This window comes from Natronorubrum sp. A-ect3, from assembly GCF_041821125.1.
GTDB lineage: Archaea > Halobacteriota > Halobacteria > Halobacteriales > Natrialbaceae > Natronorubrum > Natronorubrum bangense.
Genome location: NZ_JBGUBB010000002.1, coordinates 302899 through 318423, shown reverse-complemented (window position 1 = coordinate 318423; position 15525 = coordinate 302899). Strand labels below are relative to the sequence as shown.

Below are 15525 nucleotides of genomic sequence, written 5' to 3'. Positions count from 1 at the left end.
ATGCGCGTCATCCTCCCTGCCGGCACGACCGAGACGGGGCTGATCGACGGCATCAGCGCTGCTGGAGCCGCCCCGGAGCTGATGGAACACACACCCTCCGCAGACGTCGAGATCCTTGCATACGGCGAGCCGACAATCGCTCCGGTGACGCCGGTTAGCCCGAACGGCTGTCCGACGCCAGCCGCGGTGACTCGGGCCGTCCGGGAAGTCGTCGAGTTCGACCTCTCGGTCGTCGACGCCGGCCTCGCCCAGCCGACGGCCGCCCCTACCGTCAGCCTCGGGGTCGACCCCGGCGTCGACATCCGTGAGTCGGCGGCCGTCCCCGACGCCGCAGCGATCTTCGACCGCGCACACACCTACGGCTCGAGTCTCCCCGACGACGAACTCATGATCGGCGAGACGATCCCCGGCGGGACGACGACCGCACTCGGCGTGCTCACCGCCCTTGGCGAGCCAGCCGGCGTCTCCTCATCACTGCCGGAAAACCCGATCGAGCGCAAACGCGAAGTCGTCGACGCGGCACTCGAGGCAAGCGACGCCGCGCCCGGCAGCTCCGAGGGCGAGCCGGTCGAGGCGATCCGCGCCGTCGGCGACCCGGTGCAGGCGACCGTCACGGGAATCGCCGCTGGCGCGCTCGAGGCGGGAATCGACGTCACACTCGCCGGCGGCACCCAGATGGTCGCCGTCGCGGCGCTCCTTCGCCACGCCGACGTCGACGCGCCGCTGTCAATCGCGACGACTTCCTTCGTCGCGGACGAACAGGGCGACCGACTCGGAGAGACCTGTTCACGACTGGACTGTGAACTGACCGTCACCGATCCTGGCTTCGACGGCCGCGACCACGTCTCGATGAACCGCTACTGTGCTGGCGAAGCGAAGGAGGGCGTCGCGATGGGCGGTGCGCTCGCGCTCGTTCCTGACGACCGACTCGACGAGGTGCTGGATCGCTTCGAGACGGTGTGTGCCCGACTCGGCATCGACGACGCCGACTCGGAGCCGGAGGCCGAGCGTGGACCCTGAGTCGGTCCGGACGGGCGAGCGTGTCCCTCACGGCGGCGACACCGATCCCGACGTGCTCGATTTCTCGGCGAACACCAACCCGTACACGCCCGACGGCGTCGCGGCGGTCTATGAGCGCGCGCTCGAGGAGTCACGTCGCTACCCCGACGACGACTATCCCGACTTCCGGGCTGCTGCGGGCGAGTTCGTCGGCTGTGCGCCGGAGCGAGTGATCCCGACGCCCGGCGGGCTGGCCGCGATTCGATTGGCGATGGCGATTACGCTCGAGCCCGGCGACGACGCGCTGGTTCCGTATCCGAGTTTCGGCGAGTACGCCCGCGAAGTTCGGCTGCAAGGTGCGTCGCCGCAGTTCTCCCCCCACGACGAGATCCTCGAGACCGAGGACGACGTCCTCGAGTCAACTGTGCTGGCGGTCGTCTGTACGCCGAACAACCCGACCGGCGAGGTGGCCGACGCGGACGAACTGGCTGCGTTTGCGGCCCGCTGTGGCGAGCACGAGACGACGCTGCTGGTCGACGAGGCGTTTCTCGGCTTTACCGACCGTCCGTCGGCGGCCAGTCTCGAGTCCGACCACGTGATCGTCGCCCGCTCGCTCACCAAGCTGTTCGGGCTCCCGGGGCTACGGGCTGGCTTCGCCGTTGCGAGCGGCGACCGACTCGACACCCTCGAGACGGCTCGTCGGGCGTGGTCACTGGGTACGCCCGCCGCCAGCGTCGGTGCCTACTGTCTGCGTCAGGATGCGTTCATCCGCGAGACCCGCGAGCGGGTCGCTCGCGAGCGTGTCCGAATGACAAACGCGCTCGAGCGACGCTTCGATGTCGTTGCCTCTGAGGCTCCCTACCTGCTCTGTGACGTCGGCGACCGCGCCGTCGACGACGTGATCGCATCGGCCCGCGCGGACGGTGTCGCCATCCGCGACGCGACGACGTTTCGCGGCCTCGAGTCACACATCCGCGTCGCGGTCAAGGATCGGGCGGCGAACGATCGGCTGCTCGCGGCACTGGACGTGCTCGAGGCCGACGAACAAAGCGAAGCAGACGGAGCGACACCCAACGAATGACCAGGCGCGAGCCAGCCTACGACGCGGTTCGGCGGGCGGGGGTTCTCCGCGTCTCCCGACCCGGAACCGAGTGGCTTTCGACGGGGTGGAACGGCGGCCGACAGACGGCAGACGCGGTCTACAACGTCACAGTGCCGGACGGCTGGAATCGAACGGACCTCGACACGTACATCGCGGAACGGCTCGAGCAAGCCGGCTTCGCCGAGGCGTCCGAACACGAGCAGGGCCAGCCCGACGTTGGCCCGGCGCTGCTGACCGGGGCCAAACAGCGCGATGCCTGCGGTGCCCGGTGTGGCTCCGTGACGGCCTACGCGACGGCCGGCATCTCGAACCCGGCCGCGTTACCGATGGACCCCGACGAGGAGGGTGAGCAGCCTGTCTCGGCCGGTGATGAGCAGCGCCCAGGCTACGGAACGGTCAACATCATCGTCGGGACGACGAAGGCGCTCGCCCCCGGTGCGCTGGCGAACCTCGTCGCCGTCACCGCGGAGGCGAAAGCCGCGACGCTGCTCGCCGAAACCGGCTATCCGGGCACGACGACGGACGCGATCATCACCGGCCATGACCCGACAGGCGAGCAGGTGTCTTTCTCGGGTAGTGGCACCGACGTCGGCGCGGCGACTCGAGCCTGTGTTCGTGAGGCGCTGCGTGCCACCCTTCGGGCACATTATGAGGGCTGTAACTCTGAGCTCCCCAACGCCGTTTCTGACGCCCCCTACGGCGTCTCGACTGAGATTCGGGCGACCGTCTTTCAGCCCGCCTTCGAGGACTGAGCGGGCCAAAGCCGCGGACTGTGACGACCGAACCCGACTCCTGGCTCGAAACGTTAACCCACCTCGAGTCCAACGGTCGAACAATGGCCGAGGACGACGATCCGACGACGATCCGCTCGCTCGCACTCTCGCCGGGGGACGCTGCCAGCGCCTACGCCTACACCCAGGAGAACCCGGGCGAAGCTGTGCTCCGGGTGACGCCGCCGTTTCACGGTCGGATGCGCGCCCGAATCCACGTCTACCAGCGCGATGACACCGAGCTGACGGGCGCTATCCACATCCCGCCGGAGTCCGTCATCGAGGGCGACGTCCTCGAGGACTACCCCCGTCTCGAGGCGACACTCGAGGAGGCCACGTCTGCGGCGAGCGACGAGATTCGTAAACGCCACGCCGACGCCGTCGAGGAGTGGCAGGCTCGAGCGCGCGAGTCGATCCTCGAGGCGACCACGATCGACACCGACGACGGGCCGCAGCTGGTCGAACTCAAACAGATCGGCTAATCGAACCGCTTGCAGCGGTCGTGCTCGAGTCATCGATGCTGTCCTGTACTTTCACTTTCACTCCGGCTGGATCGAATTGACCTACTGTCACACTCACTGAACAGTATGGCACTGATCGTCGACCGTACTGACGACCGCAGTGAGTTGACGGACGGACACGAGAGACCAGCCACAGTTGCGTCCGAGTCCCAGCGACGCCGAATCGACGTCACCGATATCCACACGGCCGGCATCGACGAGTTCGTTCAGTCAAATGTCGATACCGATGTCGTCTCACTCGAGCACCGCGGTGGACGGACATATCTCGTTCTCGAGGAGTAGTGAGTGCGTTGTGAGCCATCGAGCCCGGTGTCGCCTCCGCTACCGATTCGTTGGGGTTGGACCCTGCTGAACCCGTCGCAATCGTGATGAGTCCCCGCTATCGTTTTTATCAGCGCCGTGGGAGCACTGCTCGTGACGCACATTCGAGAGGGCGGACGAGAAGCAGCCGGGAACACCACGACACGGCGGCGGCTCCTTCAGCGTGGTGGCGTCGGCCTCACCGGCGCTGTCGGCCTCGTCGGCTCCGGTCGGACTGTGGCTGCCGGAACGACACACGACGCCGAGCCACAGCCTCGAGTCGAACCCACACAAGACGCCGTCGCCGACCAGCCACTAATCGACATCCACACGCATCTGATCCCCGACGAGACGCTCGACAGGGAGCCACTGGACGCCGACGAACTGATCTCATGGATGGACACGCACGGCATCGACCGCGCCGTCGTTCTGGCACTCGACTCACCCGAGAGCTACCCCGTTCAGGCACCGAGCTGGTGGATACTCGAGCAGGTTGCGTCGTATCCAGATCGACTGATTCCCTTCTGTACGGTCGATCCACGGACGCTGGTCTACGAGGACGACTTCGGAGCCGTCACGGACCTGCTCGAGCGCTACGTCGAGCAGGGAGCCCGTGGCTTCGGTGAGCTGAAAGCCGGGTTGCCGATCGACGATTCACGACTCGAGACACTGTACGAACTGTGTGCCGACCACGGGCTGCCGATCCTCTTTCACACCGACGAGAAGGCGATGCTGGATGAAGTCGGCCTTCCCCGACTCGAGGAGATACTGGCCTCCTATCCGGAAGTCGATTTCATCGCTCATGCCCACGCGTGGTGGGCCCACATCTCCACAGATGTCAGCTGGGACGACCGTGGCGAGTATCCGTCAGGGCCGATCGAGCCCGGTGGACGGGTCCCCGAACTGCTCGACACATACGACAATATCTACGGCGACATCTCCGGCATTTCGGGCTGGAACGCCCTCACGCGTGACGAGGCGTACGCACAGGACTTTCTCGAGGACCACCACGGCCAGCTACTCTTTGGTACAGACTACCTCCATCCAGATCAAGAGACGCCACAGGTCACGCTGTTCGATCGATTCGACCTTCCCACAGACGCGTGGGCAGATATCCGGTATCGGAACGCAGCGTCCCTGCTTCGGTGAGTCTGTGGCTGCTCGGGCGAGCAGACACCTCCGCAATCGACGGCCAGAGAAGAAAGGCACTTGCCGCTCTGGCCCATCCGCGTCAATGTGAGCGCTGACGCTACGCGACGCGTCGAGGTCTACCCCGACCGCGAGGTCGTCGTCGAGTTCGATCCCGAGCTTACCTTCGAGTGTGTCGAAGACTGCACCTGGTGTTGCCAGCACGGGGTGTTGCTCTACGACCAGGACTTACTCGAGCTCGCCCAGCGGGCGAATCTCGCCGAGACGACGACCGAGTTTCGCGGCGAGAAGTTCGTCACCCGCGAACGAAAAGCCCGCGACGACCACGTCGCCGAGGACGGCTGTGCCTGTGCATTTTTGCGCGAAGACGGCCTCTGTACCCTCCATCTCGAGGAAGACTGGAAACCCACGCGCTGTTCGGTCTTCCCCCTCGGCGTCTGGCTCGAGGACGGCGACCTCCACGTCGATATTCGGGACTCAGCCCATGACCACTGTGAGGGGCTGAACGTGAGCGACCGAGTCGTTATCGACAACCTCGAGGCGTTTCTGCCCGAGGTGCTCTGGGAGCTCGAAAACCCCGATTCGGACCGGGAACTGTAGGGCTCGAGTGAGACACCTGCTCGCTGAACTGTGCTGAGCGGACGGATACTGAGTCGAACGTTACCATACGTCTCCAATGGTTTAAATGTCTTCCCCTCGTAGTGAGCATGTGACAGAAGAATCCGGGCGACGGAACCTCCGTATGCCCAACAGCGATGAAGTATTCGCCGTCGTAACCGAACACCTCGGAGGCAACCACGTTCAGCTCCGTTGTGAAGACGGCGAGGAACGACTCGGCCGCATCCCAGGACGCATGAAATACCGCACCTGGATCGAACAAGACGACATCGTCGTCGCCGAGCCCTGGGATTGGCAAGACGAAAAGGCCACCATTGAGTGGCGCTACACTAGCCAAGACGCAGATCAACTGCGTCGTGAAGGCCACATCGATTGAACCTCGGTAACGGCTACTAAACGAGATTTTACTGCAGACTACCGCCGACAGACGAGCGACGGCGCTTTCAATACTCCGGCCAGCAGCCGAGCGTACGGCTTTTCAGCGTGTTGCCTGTTTCCATTCCCGTAACCCGACGACAGCCCCATCGATCGTCTCGGGATCGGCTTCCGTCGCCGCCCAGACGAACATCTCCGCGATCGACGCCGGATCGCGACCCACCCCACCTGACAGCTCCGTGGCAATCTGTCCCGGATCCAGACAGCCGACGGTGTAGTCGGTATCGGCCGCGAACCCTCGAGCGACAGCCTCCGCAGTCGCCTTCGAGATTGCATACGAGCCGTAGCCCGGTTTCGTCTCGCGAGCGATCGATCCCGTCGGCACGAGCACACGCGCACCGTCGTTGAGATGCGGGAGTGACTCCCGAATCGTCGCGAACACGCCACGTCCGTTGATCTGCCAGTGGTCGTCAACGGCCGCATAGGAGTCGTCATCCGTCGGTGTCGCACTCGGCTGACCGTGATAGACGCCTGCTGCGGAGACGACGACGTCGATGCCGCCAGTCTCGCCGGCTCGAGACGCGGTCTCGACCAGCCGCTCGAGGTCCAGTTCGTCGCGGACGTCGGTGCGAACGCCAGCTGCAACGCCCCCCGCAGCCTCGAGTGTGTCGACGGTTTCCGCGACCGCATCGCCGTCTCGAGCGCCAACGACGACCGTCGCGCCGCCCTCAGCGAACGCTTCGGCAACGGCGCGACCGATTCCACGGGTGCCACCAGTGATAACGACTGTCAATTTGTCCATAGCGGGTGTACGACCGGAGAGTACAGGAACCTAGCACCTCACAGTGTGAACGAGACCGCCGATCGTTACAGTGACAGTCCGAGGAATCGTCACCACTGGTGGGGAACTGGCTGGCTGTTCGACAAGAGTGGCGACACGGCTCGGCGTCGAAACCGTCTATGACCGTCGCGTCTGGTTTTTTCGACCGCCCCTACGTGGGTATGCTGTATGTTTATGCGTCCGTCGACATTCATGTACACTATGAAATCGCTGGCCGGTGAGTCCGTCGTCGTGATCGGGGCTGGTGTTGGAGGCCTCTCGACAGCGTGTTATCTCGCTGACGCAGGCGCCGACGTCCACGTCATCGAAAAGAACGAACAGCTAGGCGGCAGAGCGAGCCGCCTCGAGAAAGACGGGTTCCGATTCGATATGGGGCCGTCGTGGTATCTGATGCCCGACGTCTTCGAGCGGTTTTTCGCCGACTTCGACCGAACGCCGTCGGATTACTACGAGCTGACGCATCTCGACCCACATTATCGGCTCTTTTTCAAAGATAGCGCGGAGCAAAGCTCCGCGAACGATGCGAGCGGGCAGAGCCCGCGAGCACACGGTGACAAGGTCGACATCACGCCGGATCTCGAGCGCACCAAACGCGTCTTCGAGGAGTACGAACCGGGTGCAGGAGATGCGTTAGAGCGCTACCTCGAGAAATCCCGCGAGAACTACGAGGTTGGCATGAAACACTTCGTCTACGAGGATCGGACGCAGTTGCGTGACTACCTCACGCTAGATGTGGCCAGACAGGCCCGTGGCCTTTCGTTGCTGGGGTCGATGCAGGGCCACGTCGAGAACTACTTCGAGCATCCGAAGCTCCAGCAGATCATGCAGTACACGCTGGTGTTCCTCGGCGGCTCGCCGACGAACACGCCAGCGTTGTACAATCTGATGAGCCACGTCGATTTCAACCTCGGCGTCTGGTACCCCGAAGGCGGGATCGGAGCCGTCATCGATGCGCTCGTCGACCTCGGACACGAGCTGGGTGTCACCTACGACACCGACCGGCCGGCGACGGCGATCAAAGGCCGAGAGGGGGCGTTTCTCGTCGAAACGCCACAGGGCCCGCTGCGGCCGGATCTGGTCGTCAGCAACGGCGACTACGCCCACACCGAACAGGAGCTTCTGCCACCCGAGTCACGCGGCCACGACGCCGACTACTGGGACTCACGCACGTACGCGCCGTCTGCGTTCTTGCTCTATCTCGGCGTCGAAGGCGACGTCGACGAACTGGCCCATCACACGCTCGTCCTCCCGACCAACTGGGAGAATCACTTCGAGCAAATTTTCGAGGACCCAGCCTGGCCCGACGAGCCCGCCTACTACCTGTGTGTCCCCTCCGAAACCGACGACACCGTCGCCCCCGACGGCCACAGCGCCCTGTTCGTCCTCGTGCCGATCGCCCCCGGCCTCGAGGACACCCCCGAGACCCGAAACGAGTACCGCGAGTTGATCCTCGAGGATATCGCCACCAACACCGGGACCGACCTGCGCGACCGGATCGTCTTCGAGGAACAGTTCTGTGTCGAGGACTTCGCCAGTCGGTACAACAGCTACGACGGCACGGCGCTCGGACTGGCCCACACACTTCGGCAGACGTCGCTGTTCCGGCCGCCACACCGCTCTAAAGAGGTCGACGGCCTCTACTTCGTCGGTGGCGACACGACACCCGGCATTGGAATGCCAATGTGTCTCATCAGTGGCGACCTGACTGCCGAAAGCGTCCTCGAAGACTACGGTCAGCCAGCAGGACAGTGATCGGAGGGCAGCTATGAGTACGGGGTCGACGGCCTCGAGCGACGACGGGTTCATCACACAGCTCTCGTATCTGCTGACGCTGTCGCGGCCCCGATTCTGGCTCTATCTGGCGGGGCCGGTACTCGTGGGTGTCGCGTACGCTGCCAACACCACCAGCGAGCTGTTCGCGCCGGCCGCGGTCGTGCTGTTCGCGTACTTCCTCGTTCCAGGGAACGTCTTCCTCTATGGGATCAACGACATCTACGATCGCGAGATCGACACCGCGAACCCAAAAAAGGAGACGAAAGAGGCGCGCTATCGCGGCCAGCAGATCGTGCCGTTCGCGGTAGCGGTCTGTGCGCTGCTCCCGCTGGCGCTGGTTCCGTTCATCCCCACAGCGGCGTGGCCCTGGCTCGTCGGTTTTCTCGTCCTCGGTGCAGCCTACAGCGCCCCACCGATCCGATTCAAGACCACGCCGCTGCTTGATTCGGTCTCGAACGGCCTGTATATCATGCCAGGTGCCGCAGCCTACGCCGCCGTCGCGGGAACACAGCCACCCACACTCGCCGCCGTCGGTGGCTGGCTATGGGCGATGGGCATGCACACGTTTTCCGCGATTCCCGACATCGAACCCGACCGCAAGACGGGGATCGAAACGACCGCGACGGTTTTAGGCGAATCACGAACCTACGCCTACTGTGGGCTCGTCTGGCTCGCGAGTGCGCTCGCATTCGGCATGCTCGATCCCCGACTCGGCGCGCTCATGCTCGTCTACCCTGGACTGATCGGGCTGCTCGTTTCCTCGAGCGTCGCCGTAGACAGAGCGTACTGGTGGTTCCCGGCGATCAACACAGTCGTCGGTGCAGCGTTGACGATGGGTGGACTCTGGAGGCTACTCCATGGCTAATCACGACTCACAGTTACGGACCGACACGACACGGACGACCGTCCAGCGCCGTCTCGAGGCGCTCATCCGCGAGAATCGCTTTACGATCGCCGTCGTCTTTCCGATCATCGGCGCGGTAACACTGGTTGCAAGCGCCGAAGGGCTCCTTCCCGAGCCGCTCGCGTACAACCCACTGTTGATCCTCTTCGGGACGATGGTGATGCGTTCGCCGTTGGTCGTCGGCTTGCTCCCGAAGATCGGCTGGTGGGCACTCGGCTTGCTCGGCCTGCTGACGGCGTACACCTACGCGATCGAGATCGTTGGCGTGCGGACGGACTGGCCCTACGGCGCCTTCGAGTACACGATCCAACTGGGGCCGATGCTGTTCGGCGAAGTACCACTGGCGCTCCCGCTGTTTTTCATCCCGCTGGTGCTGAACGCCTACCTGCTCACGCTGTTGGTCCTCGGCGAGTGGAGCAAAAACCCACTCATCAGAGTGTTCAGTGCAATCGTCGCCGTCGTCGCGATCGATCTCGTCCTCGATCCGGCAGCCGTTGCGATCGGCTTCTGGGAGTTCATCCCCGCTGGCGTCTACTACGGCGTCCCGGTGTCGAACTACGTTGGCTGGGTCATTTCGGGCACCGTCGCCGTCGTTCTCGTGGATCTCGCCTTCGATCGTGAGTCATTGCTCGAGCGCGTCCGTGAGTGTGAGTTCATCCTCGACGATCTGGTGAGTTTCGTCTTGCTCTGGGGCGCGATCAACGTCCTGTACAGCAACTGGCTAGCCGCCGGCGTCGCCGGGCTGTTCTGTCTCGGCCTGTTCCAAACCGACCGCTACGATCGCGACCTGATCCGGCAGGCGCTCCCCTCGAGTGTACTCAGCGGTCGCGAATCCTGAACACCACGAGAGCACCGCCAATCGGTGGCGAGGATATCGCGGGCCGAACATGCGTGCTCTACGCTTTTGTTCATCGGCACAGTGAATGTCATATGGCAACTAGAGACAGTGTCGTGTGCCCGGTCTGTCACGACGTGCCGTCACGTGATCGGAACTTAGAAGACCATCTCGTCGCGGTGCATACAAAACAGAAACTGGCGAAGTTCGTCGTCGCCGAAACCGAAGCACAGACTGAAACGGATATCTCGGAGTGAGCTTTGGCAAGGGGTTCCCCTCGCATCTATCGAGCCGTGCTTCGACAGTGAGCGGTGCTGGTTCGGCAGACCACACACCCAACGATCGCTGTCGGTAGCCGGTCGATGCCGCGCGACGGTGGGTCTCGTGGCCCGAGCCGGAGCTCACGGTACTGCAGGTCGGACGCTGGCTTATCGCGTCGGCACGCGACCGCCGTGTCCGGGTCCGCTTCGATCCGTCTCGAGTGCGGGAACGGCCGAGACACGCTGGAAGACCGCCTCAGGGTCGCGGTTCCAGTGCCAGTGCCACCGGGTCTTGGCGAGACACCAGAGCTTTCGGGCCGATGACAGCTCCGGTTCGTGACTGAGAACGTCGTACTCCAGATTACGGATGACAGTATGATGTTCCGCATAGAGGACAGCCGCAAGCAACACGGGAAGCTGACAGTCCTCGGGTAGATACCGAATGCCAGCAACGCCTTCACGATAGAGTTCTTCCGTCCGCTTGAGTTCCGTAGCCATCACCGCCGCGAACGACTCCGAGTGCTCGAGGCGTTCGATCTGTTCGGGTGAGACGCCATGTGCCTGAAGCGTTTTCTGTGGCAGATAGATCCGGTTGCGTTCGATGATGTCCTCACGAACGTCTCGCAGGAAGTTCGTCATCTGGAACGCCTCGCCGAGTTTGACGGCGTGTGGAAGCGCCGTCTCCCGATCTTTGGGATCCATGATCGCGGTCATCATCACGCCGACAGCAGCGGCTGAACCGCGCATATACGTCTCGAGGTCGTCGTACGTCTCATAGCGGTCGGTGTCGATATCCGACTGCATCGCATCGATAAACGTCTCGATTTCGGCATCAGCGATGTCGTACTCCCGGCGGAGTTCGGTAAACGCCTCGAGGACGGGACCATCGGGTTCAGTGTTGCCGAGGGCCTGTTCGCGAAGCGCCTCGAGTTCGGCCCGCTGTTCGTCGGGTGGGACGCCTGCTGCATCGTCGACGACCTCATCAGCGATCCGGAAGAACGCATAGAGGACGTGCGTGGCGTGGCGGACCCGTTTCGGAAGGAACCTAGTTGCGAGATAGAACGTTTTCCCGGTCTGCTTCTGGATCGCCTTGCCTTTATCAATATGTTCCTGTTGCATTCTCAGTCTCGTACCCGCTGGCTGCGGAGGGATGACGAAGATACGACAGATACGTATAAAATACCTCACCCTCACTAGTGGGGTGCATGACTGTTCCTGTCAGCAGAATTAATTCAAAATTATAGTTGTAACGTAACAATAAATTCGTGTGACAGGTTCAGTCAACGGACCATGAATCCGACTATCCTGCAGTCGGCGAGGGGACAGAGATCGCTGCGTAGCCGCATGGTCGCTTCTCGACCGCTACCGTGAGTCGGGCCGCTCCCCCTCAAACAGTTCGTCGAGAAGCTTTTGTTGGGCGGTCCGGAGGTGCTGGTGAAACGTCGAACGAGAGATATCCATCGACTGGGCGAGTTCTTCACCCGAAACGTTGCGTGGCCACTCGAAGTAATCAGCGAAGTAGGCCTTCCGAAGTGCCGTCAGTTGGCGGTCGGTAAGCGACGACTCAAGCCGTGCCGCCATGTTCTGTGGCGTTTCAGTGGGATGGCCAGTCTCGTGGTAGCGAATCAGTTCGACAGTGTCGTAGCGCTGCTCGAGCAGGTCGTACGCCGAGCGTGCAGACTGGCCGTTCGGGAAGTCGATAGTGAGATCGGCACACGCTTCACCGGTCGCTGTCGGGTGCGTCGTATGTCCCTCCGAGGCACTGGCGTCGAATCGCCGGAGTGATGCCCCGTGTTCGGACAGTGCCGTCACGACGCTGTCGCGAACGGCAACTTCGAGGAGTGCTCCCTCGTCGTACGCCGACAGAATCCGCACATCAGTTACGCCCTCGATCGGCCCCGCCGCGGGCGGGGTGTCGACAGTGCGGTCGACGTGGAAAAACGCAATCGGTGTCCCGTCTTTGTCGTAGGTCAGTCCTCGGTAGGTAATCGTCGCCTCGAGTTCGGTCGCGAGTGCCGTCACGAACAGCGACGGATCTTCGATCTCGACCTCGACCTCGACGACAGTATCGCTCGCAAGCATATGTCGCGCCTCAATCGCGTTCATGCCGGTTGCGATCGTCCCCGCGAGCGATTCGAGAACGAGGCGCTCCCGTTCGGCGAAGGCATGCGGCCTCGAGGCGAAGAGAACGAGCACGCCGTACGTGACATCGCCGTAGGTCAACGGGAGTGCAGCGACCGACTGAAACGCCGTGCCGGCCCCTGTCGGCCACCAGTGGTCTGCCTCCGAAAACGTCTCAAGGTCCTGAAGCACCTGTGGCTCGCCCGTCTCGAGTGCCTGAACGGCTGGATGGCTGGCGTCCGAGCGAAGTACGAGGTCGCCGTCCTCGAGTGGAACGTCACCGCTGCGTGCCCACTCGCGCGGCGAGAGTCGATTGTTCGTCACGTCTGCTCGACCGATCCAGGCGAGAACGTAGGGCTCGGTTTCGGTGAGACGCGCACACACCTGCTGTTCGATCTCGTCGCGTGTCTGTGCACCGACGACGGCGTCAGTGACATCCCGAAGCAGGCCATCGACGCGCTCGAGGACGTGCTCGAGCGCCTGATGTTCCTCGCGGAGTTCGGCAGTGGTCTCCTCGACGGCGAGTTCCGCCAGTTTGCGGTCGGTAATCTCGAGATGGACAATCGAGATTCGGACGTCGCCGTCGATCGTAAACCGGTTGGCTCGCATCAGGAACCACTGCTTCTGTTCAGGTGTGTGACAGGGGTACTCCATGGAGAACGTCTCCTGCTCACCGTCGATGACCGACTCGAGACCATCGATGGCGCATCTGGCATGGTCGTCGTCGTCGATTGCGGCAGTCGCAATATAGTCGACGCCGAGGTGGTCCGTCTGGTTCCCGTCCGAACCAAACTCGCGCCACGCCTGATTGGTCAGCAGGATCTCGCCATCCGTATCGATGACAGCAACGGTGATCGGCAGCGTCTCGAGAGTCGCTTCAGCGAGTTCGTGCCGGTGTTCCATTGGCTTGCGATTCGCGCTTGAGCCACATAACGAAATCGGGTGATCCGGAGTGGCCGCCAGCACGCTTGGCTCGGATTCGTCGACGGCCTCTTCGATCCATATCGCAACGGTTGATCTGGTCTGCGAGCCGTCAGTTCTGGCGCGACCGCAGGACGATCGCGATCACGCCGGTACATCGGTACAGCAGACCGTATGAGTCGAGCCGTGACCGCCAATAGACCACGCGGAGATCCGTGATCACTGAGCAGATTCCGCTGCGATCCCCGTCCGAAACGCACGGACTGTCTACAGCTGTCTCGAGACGATAGGTCAGGAGAGCTGATGACTCGACCAACACTTTTGTACACATCCGTAGACACCCTCAAAAGAGATCAGCGTGTCACACCACACCACCCCGAAAACGGTTGAGCTCTGGATTCGGTCGTTTACACCGATGAGCGCGGGTCCGACGCAGAAGCAGGCGCTCGAGCGGCTTGATGACCTCGAGGCGAGCGCGCCGATCGAATCGGTCGAGGTCGGCGTCTGGGGAAAAGTCGTCGAGCAAACGGCGGACACGACACGGATTCCACAGCTCCAGCGGATCGAAACGCGACTCGAGGCGTTCGAGTCGTGGGCTGCCCAAACCAGTCGGTCGCTCGAGCCGTTCTTTCGAGAGACGCACATCGAGTGTTCGATCACGGACGAACAGTACGACGTATGGCGACTGCCGACGGTTGCCCTGGCCGAGTTCAGCGGCGACGATGAACTCCTCCATGTCGCCCCCTGCCGCGACGGCGAGACCACGATCGATGTCGGCGATCGGATCGACGCACTCATCGATGAAGAGATGGATCCGTCGGTTCCCATCGACGATGAACAACAAACTAACGAAGTGATCATCGACCGGTTGGACGACCACACAACAAGCTATAGCAGCGCTCGCCTCCAGTCGCCATCGTCTCGTTCTGATTGATGGGTGTCAGACCACCACTGTGGTGGGGGAGAGTCTGACCAGTGACAGCGACTCGTCGCACCAACGAACCAATCACTCGAGATGAGTGTCAAGAACGACGTGAACAACACCTATGCCATAGAATGGCATACTCGGACGTATGGTAACCGAATCAGTCAGCCTCGGGAAGTCACGATGTCGCAACTGTGGTTTCGAAGCTCCCGGCGGTGACGACGCGTGGCGACGGATCGAGGTTCCGAAACTGGGGCGAATGACACAGTGTCCAGAATGTGGCAGTACGGACGTGATCACGAGTCGATGACTGTGGCATAGGCAGACAGACTCTTGGGCCTCTCGGTACTACCCACCTGCATGGCACACGAAACGGACGAACACGGTTCCGACGCTGATCAACGCTTGAACGACAGCGAGTGGCGAGCCGAACTGAGCGAGGAGGAGTACCGCATTCTCCGCGAAGCCGGGACCGAGCCACCATTCAGCGGCAAGTTCGTCGACCACAAAGCCGACGGGAGCTACGTCTGTGCCGGCTGTGGTGCTGTCCTGTTCGACTCTGAGACCAAGTTCGAGTCGGGCTGTGGCTGGCCCAGTTTCTACGACACCGACGACGATCGCATCAAGACGCGACTCGACACCAGCAACGGCATGCGCCGGACCGAGGTCCTGTGTGCAAACTGTGACGGCCACCTCGGCCACGTCTTCGATGATGGGCCCGATCCCACCGGAAAACGCTACTGCATCAACTCGGTGGCGCTCGACTTCGACGAGGGATAGACTGGACCAGTGAACGAGACAGTTGCGACTGCAGGCACGCTCTTTCTCGACCGACTGTCTCACCACCAGCCCCTCTCCTGAACGGTCACCTACCGAAGAGCGACGAGAAGAAACTGCCGGCGAGATCATCCAGGCCGGGCAGAACGGTCAGTCTGCTGTCCAAGAGCCCATCGTCGGCGAGGTCGGAACGGGATCCGAAGACGACTCCAGCAGACAAAAAAGCGGTGTCGCCAACCACATGCCGTCGATCGACGACGACACCGCCACACTTGTACTGAGCAGGCCGATGCCACACCATCATCCGTCTGCCGGCCCAAGCGATTTCCGGGCC

At 62.6% G+C, this 15525-nt stretch carries 18 protein-coding genes; 15 read left to right on the top strand and 3 right to left on the bottom strand.

Annotation, left to right across the window (positions count from 1 at the left end; all coding sequences use genetic code 11):
* The 8 genes from cobT (at position 1) to ACERJA_RS08210 (ending at position 5835) form a co-directional block, all read left to right on the top strand.
* Positions 1-1020 carry a nicotinate mononucleotide-dependent phosphoribosyltransferase CobT gene (gene cobT / locus ACERJA_RS08245; protein WP_373607736.1) on the top strand — a complete coding sequence of 340 codons (1020 nt, stop codon included), beginning with the start codon at positions 1-3 and terminating at the stop codon, positions 1018-1020.
* Entirely contained in the window at positions 1010-2080 is a 1071-nt protein-coding gene (gene cobD / locus ACERJA_RS08240) for a threonine-phosphate decarboxylase CobD (protein ID WP_373607735.1), read from the top strand. Before cobT ends, cobD begins: the two co-directional genes overlap by 11 nt.
* Positions 2077-2853: an adenosylcobinamide amidohydrolase gene (locus ACERJA_RS08235; protein ID WP_373607734.1), complete on the top strand. Its 777-nt coding sequence runs from the start codon at positions 2077-2079 to the stop codon at positions 2851-2853. The genes cobD and ACERJA_RS08235 overlap by 4 nt, the downstream gene beginning before the upstream one ends.
* An 83-nt stretch (positions 2854-2936) precedes the next feature.
* Positions 2937-3353: a hypothetical protein gene (locus ACERJA_RS08230; protein WP_373607733.1), complete on the top strand. Its 417-nt coding sequence runs from the start codon at positions 2937-2939 to the stop codon at positions 3351-3353.
* Between the two features lie 105 nt (positions 3354-3458).
* Positions 3459-3674, top strand: coding sequence for a hypothetical protein (locus ACERJA_RS08225; RefSeq protein ID WP_373607732.1), 216 nt, complete (start codon positions 3459-3461; stop codon positions 3672-3674).
* 132 nt (positions 3675-3806) lie between these two features.
* Positions 3807-4841: an amidohydrolase family protein gene (locus ACERJA_RS08220; protein WP_373607731.1), complete on the top strand. Its 1035-nt coding sequence runs from the start codon at positions 3807-3809 to the stop codon at positions 4839-4841.
* A gap of 87 nt (positions 4842-4928) precedes the next feature.
* Positions 4929-5441: a hypothetical protein gene (locus tag ACERJA_RS08215; protein ID WP_049889634.1), complete on the top strand. Its 513-nt coding sequence runs from the start codon at positions 4929-4931 to the stop codon at positions 5439-5441.
* Positions 5442-5550: 109 nt separating this feature from the next.
* Positions 5551-5835, top strand: coding sequence for a translation initiation factor eIF-1A (locus ACERJA_RS08210; protein ID WP_076609512.1), 285 nt, complete (start codon positions 5551-5553; stop codon positions 5833-5835).
* Positions 5836-5937: 102 nt separating this feature from the next.
* On the opposite strand, the gene ACERJA_RS08205 is transcribed toward ACERJA_RS08210, so the two are convergent.
* Positions 5938-6636, bottom strand: a complete 699-nt coding sequence (locus tag ACERJA_RS08205) for an SDR family NAD(P)-dependent oxidoreductase (protein WP_373607730.1) — start codon at positions 6634-6636, stop codon at positions 5938-5940.
* A gap of 240 nt (positions 6637-6876) precedes the next feature.
* Here ACERJA_RS08205 and ACERJA_RS08200 point away from each other — a divergent pair, with 240 nt between their 5' ends.
* The 4 genes from ACERJA_RS08200 to ACERJA_RS08185 all read left to right on the top strand — a co-directional run bounded on the left by ACERJA_RS08200 (position 6877) and on the right by ACERJA_RS08185 (position 10444).
* Positions 6877-8427: a phytoene desaturase family protein gene (locus ACERJA_RS08200; protein ID WP_373607729.1), complete on the top strand. Its 1551-nt coding sequence runs from the start codon at positions 6877-6879 to the stop codon at positions 8425-8427.
* A 13-nt stretch (positions 8428-8440) separates the two neighbouring features.
* Positions 8441-9313, top strand: coding sequence for a prenyltransferase (locus ACERJA_RS08195; protein WP_373607728.1), 873 nt, complete (start codon positions 8441-8443; stop codon positions 9311-9313).
* A complete protein-coding gene (gene cruF / locus ACERJA_RS08190; protein ID WP_373607727.1) occupies positions 9306-10190 on the top strand; it encodes a bisanhydrobacterioruberin hydratase in 885 nt (294 codons plus the stop codon). The genes ACERJA_RS08195 and cruF overlap by 8 nt, the downstream gene beginning before the upstream one ends.
* Positions 10191-10282: 92 nt before the next feature.
* Positions 10283-10444: a hypothetical protein gene (locus ACERJA_RS08185; protein WP_373607726.1), complete on the top strand. Its 162-nt coding sequence runs from the start codon at positions 10283-10285 to the stop codon at positions 10442-10444.
* A 171-nt stretch (positions 10445-10615) separates the two neighbouring features.
* Here ACERJA_RS08185 and ACERJA_RS08180 read toward each other — a convergent pair whose 3' ends face one another.
* Entirely contained in the window at positions 10616-11566 is a 951-nt protein-coding gene (locus ACERJA_RS08180; protein ID WP_373607725.1) for a phytoene/squalene synthase family protein, read from the bottom strand.
* Positions 11567-11809: 243 nt separating this feature from the next.
* A complete protein-coding gene (locus ACERJA_RS08175) occupies positions 11810-13471 on the bottom strand; it encodes a bacterio-opsin activator domain-containing protein (protein ID WP_373607724.1) in 1662 nt (553 codons plus the stop codon).
* 376 nt (positions 13472-13847) lie between these two features.
* Here ACERJA_RS08175 and ACERJA_RS08170 point away from each other — a divergent pair, with 376 nt between their 5' ends.
* From ACERJA_RS08170 to msrB, 3 genes are all read left to right on the top strand, one after another.
* The gene (locus tag ACERJA_RS08170; RefSeq protein ID WP_373607723.1) at positions 13848-14423 is read left to right on the top strand and encodes an HTH domain-containing protein; all 576 of its coding nucleotides are present in this window, start codon (positions 13848-13850) and stop codon (positions 14421-14423) included.
* Positions 14424-14562: 139 nt separating this feature from the next.
* Entirely contained in the window at positions 14563-14724 is a 162-nt protein-coding gene (locus ACERJA_RS08165) for a hypothetical protein (RefSeq protein ID WP_006064735.1), read from the top strand.
* A gap of 50 nt (positions 14725-14774) precedes the next feature.
* The gene (gene msrB / locus ACERJA_RS08160) at positions 14775-15194 is read left to right on the top strand and encodes a peptide-methionine (R)-S-oxide reductase MsrB (protein ID WP_373607722.1); all 420 of its coding nucleotides are present in this window, start codon (positions 14775-14777) and stop codon (positions 15192-15194) included.
* Positions 15195-15525 lie beyond the last annotated feature (331 nt).

Excerpts from the sequence above, each read along its gene's own strand:
- cobT (WP_373607736.1), top strand. The coding sequence starts at position 1 with ATGCGCGTCATCCTCCCTGCCGGCACGACCGAGACGGGGCTGATCGAC.
- ACERJA_RS08235 (WP_373607734.1), top strand. The coding sequence starts at position 2,077 with ATGACCAGGCGCGAGCCAGCCTACGACGCGGTTCGGCGGGCGGGGGTT.
- ACERJA_RS08230 (WP_373607733.1), top strand. The coding sequence starts at position 2,937 with ATGGCCGAGGACGACGATCCGACGACGATCCGCTCGCTCGCACTCTCG.
- ACERJA_RS08225 (WP_373607732.1), top strand. The coding sequence starts at position 3,459 with ATGGCACTGATCGTCGACCGTACTGACGACCGCAGTGAGTTGACGGAC.
- ACERJA_RS08205 (WP_373607730.1), bottom strand. The coding sequence starts at position 6,636 with ATGGACAAATTGACAGTCGTTATCACTGGTGGCACCCGTGGAATCGGT.
- ACERJA_RS08200 (WP_373607729.1), top strand. The coding sequence starts at position 6,877 with ATGAAATCGCTGGCCGGTGAGTCCGTCGTCGTGATCGGGGCTGGTGTT.
- ACERJA_RS08195 (WP_373607728.1), top strand. The coding sequence starts at position 8,441 with ATGAGTACGGGGTCGACGGCCTCGAGCGACGACGGGTTCATCACACAG.
- cruF (WP_373607727.1), top strand. The coding sequence starts at position 9,306 with ATGGCTAATCACGACTCACAGTTACGGACCGACACGACACGGACGACC.
- ACERJA_RS08185 (WP_373607726.1), top strand. The coding sequence starts at position 10,283 with ATGGCAACTAGAGACAGTGTCGTGTGCCCGGTCTGTCACGACGTGCCG.
- ACERJA_RS08180 (WP_373607725.1), bottom strand. The coding sequence starts at position 11,566 with ATGCAACAGGAACATATTGATAAAGGCAAGGCGATCCAGAAGCAGACC.
- ACERJA_RS08175 (WP_373607724.1), bottom strand. The coding sequence starts at position 13,471 with ATGGAACACCGGCACGAACTCGCTGAAGCGACTCTCGAGACGCTGCCG.
- ACERJA_RS08165 (WP_006064735.1), top strand. The coding sequence starts at position 14,563 with ATGGTAACCGAATCAGTCAGCCTCGGGAAGTCACGATGTCGCAACTGT.
- msrB (WP_373607722.1), top strand. The coding sequence starts at position 14,775 with ATGGCACACGAAACGGACGAACACGGTTCCGACGCTGATCAACGCTTG.